We start from the raw sequence: 2394 nt of genomic DNA on the forward strand, positions 1-2394 counted from the left end.
ATCGCACTTGGCACGGGCGGTGCGACGTGTGTAGTCGAGAAACGTGGTGAGCTGGGTGCGCTCGTCCCACGCGGGCGGTGTGTCGTCGATTCTGGCCATCGTACGAAGCGTCCCCGATCACGCGACCGTTGTCGAGGTATTTATCGACGGGCCCAACCTGCTCCACCTAGCTCTTGTCCGGCGGGTCGCTACAGCGATTCAGCGCCGATGGGCCGCCCAGCATGATCCGCCGAGGCCCTAGCCGTGTCCGGTCATGTGCTCGTGCATGTCCATCATGGCGTGGCAGTCGGCCACCATGGGGTTATGCTGGCTGATGGTTTGCGGTGGATCAGCCGGTGTTTGAGCCAGAGTCCAGGCTGCGGATGGAAGTCCGGTAAGGGCGGCGGATCTGCGTGAGTGCACCACGTAGGTCGGTGCTGCACGCTGGCGGGGTATCGCCGCGGTTGACTGCATGCTGCTGCGTGGTGGTGCGGCGTGCCGTACCCGAACCGGGGCGAACGGCGGGCAACGTGACCGAGCTTGGGAAGCTCCGCGTGTGATGCCGATGTTTCTGTCCGCTAGCCAATGGTGGCGAGGAAGTCGAGGGTGCGGCGGGTGAGCAGCGCGGCGGCGTCGGCGTCATATGACGGCAGGCTGCTGTCGGCGAAGAGGTGCCGGTTGCCGGGATAGAGGAACAGCTCGGCGTGTTTGGCCGAGGCGAGGAGGGCGTGGGCGGCGTCGATGTCTCCTTCGCCGGCGAAGATCGGGTCGGCGTCCATGCCGTGGACCTGGACCGGCAGGTCCTCCGGCCATGAGATCCCGAACTCCGAAGCAGGCAGGCAGGACTCGAAGAGCAGCGCGCCACGCGCGCCTGCCCGGGTCTGCGCCAGCTTCTGGGCTGGCATGACGCCGAGTGAGAAGCCGGCGTACACCAGCTCGCTGGGCAGTGTGTCGGCGGCGCGCACACCACGCTCCAGGAGGTTGTCGAAGCCGGCTTTCCTCGCATAGGTCAGGCCGTCGTTCAGGCTGGCGAACGTGTGCCCGTCGAAGAGGTCCGGTGTGTGCACGGTGTGCCCGGCCTGGCGGAGTTCCTCGGCGAGGCCGAGGAATCCGGCCGTCTGCCCCTGAGCGTGGTGGAACAACAAGACCTCGGTCATGAGGCGGCCCCTTTCGTGCGTGCTGCTGAACGAACGACATATCTCGAACGATTGACGATGTTACACTAATCGAATCATGTCGACCAATCCTTCGGTTCCGGACTACGACCTCGCCGACACGATCGAGCTCAGCACCCCCGAGCAGGTACGGGCCATTAGCGATCCGCTGCGGACCACGATCCTCGGTCTCCTGCACGAGCGCGGCGCGACCGTGACGGAGCTGGCCGATGCGGTCAAGCGCCCCAAAGGCACGGTCGCGCATCACGTCAACGTCCTGGCCGAGGCTGGGCTGCTGCGCGTGGTGCGGACCCGGCGGGTGCGGGCGATCGATGAGCGCTACTACGGCCGCACGGCCCGCATGTTCTACGTCAGCGTCGGCCAATCTCCCGGCGGCGGCCCGCTCCCGCTGGACTTCAACGACTTCGAGGTCGCGGCCAAGGAGTCCGCCGCGGCCTATCAGGCTCACCAATTGTGGGCGTTCATCCGGCACGCTCGGATCTCGCCGGAGCAGGCCACGGAGTTCTGGCACCGGATCAAGGACCTGGTGCAGGAGTTCGATCAGGTTCCCCGTTCCGGTGAGACGACCTACGGATTCGCCGTCGGCCTGTATCCCATGACCGACTACCCGACCTTGCCGGCCGAGAAGAGCTGACACATGCGGCTTACCGCGCGTGAGCTCAACCGGGCCACGCTCACCCGCCAACTGCTCCTGGGCCGGCAGGCCCTGGATGTCGTCGAGGCTGTGCGCCGCCTGGTCGCCCTGCAGGCGCAACACGCGGCCTCGCCGTACCTGGCCCTGTGGAACCGCCTCGCCGAGTTCGACCCAGCGGACCTGGACGCGGCGTTCGCTGACCGCAAGGTCGTCAAGGCGACGCTCCTGCGGATCACGCTGCACGCGGTCCACGCCGATCCCCGAAGGTGAGCCAAGTCAGGTTTTACTGCTGGGGCATGCCGACGGCGCTTGCAAGATGGGCTAGCTCGGGGATTTCGAGCACTTCAACGCCTTCGCGTGTGAGGATCTCGACCCCCTGACAATCAGCTACAAACAGACTTGGCTCGCGCCAAGCGATCACCACACGATGGATACCCGCGTCAAGAATGAGTTGAGTGCAGGTCCGTGGCCGAGAGCGCCTCTCGGAACACGGAACAGGGTTCCAAGCTGCTTTGAACTCCTCCCCGGCCTGAAGGCCGGAGATTCTCCCGTCGCGCCGCGGTTAAGCGGCCCGCGGGGGTTGACGCTTCGCAGACCGGGCAGCCC

Annotated in this window: 4 protein-coding genes; 2 read left to right on the top strand and 2 right to left on the bottom strand. The window is 66.1% G+C overall.

Annotation, left to right across the window (positions count from 1 at the left end; translation table 11 throughout):
* Nucleotides 1–557: 557 nt before the first annotated feature.
* Nucleotides 558–1136 (bottom strand): dienelactone hydrolase family protein, encoded by a 579-nt coding sequence (locus tag AB0J09_RS62500; RefSeq protein WP_360713671.1) that lies wholly within the window; start codon nt 1134–1136, stop codon nt 558–560.
* 76 nt (nt 1137–1212) lie between these two features.
* On the opposite strand from AB0J09_RS62500, the gene AB0J09_RS62505 reads away from it, so the two are divergent.
* A complete protein-coding gene (locus tag AB0J09_RS62505) occupies nt 1213–1788 on the top strand; it encodes a winged helix-turn-helix domain-containing protein (RefSeq protein WP_360713673.1) in 576 nt (191 codons plus the stop codon).
* Between the two features lie 3 nt (nt 1789–1791).
* Nucleotides 1792–2058 (top strand): crosslink repair DNA glycosylase YcaQ family protein, encoded by a 267-nt coding sequence (locus AB0J09_RS62510; protein WP_360713675.1) that lies wholly within the window; start codon nt 1792–1794, stop codon nt 2056–2058.
* 13 nt (nt 2059–2071) lie between these two features.
* Here AB0J09_RS62510 and AB0J09_RS62515 read toward each other — a convergent pair whose 3' ends face one another.
* Nucleotides 2072–2332, bottom strand: coding sequence for a hypothetical protein (locus AB0J09_RS62515; RefSeq protein ID WP_360713677.1), 261 nt, complete (start codon nt 2330–2332; stop codon nt 2072–2074).
* Between the last annotated feature and the right edge of the window lie 62 nt (nt 2333–2394).

Origin of the sequence: Nonomuraea sp. NPDC049784 (assembly GCF_040659615.1) — a bacterium.
GTDB lineage: Bacteria > Actinomycetota > Actinomycetes > Streptosporangiales > Streptosporangiaceae > Nonomuraea.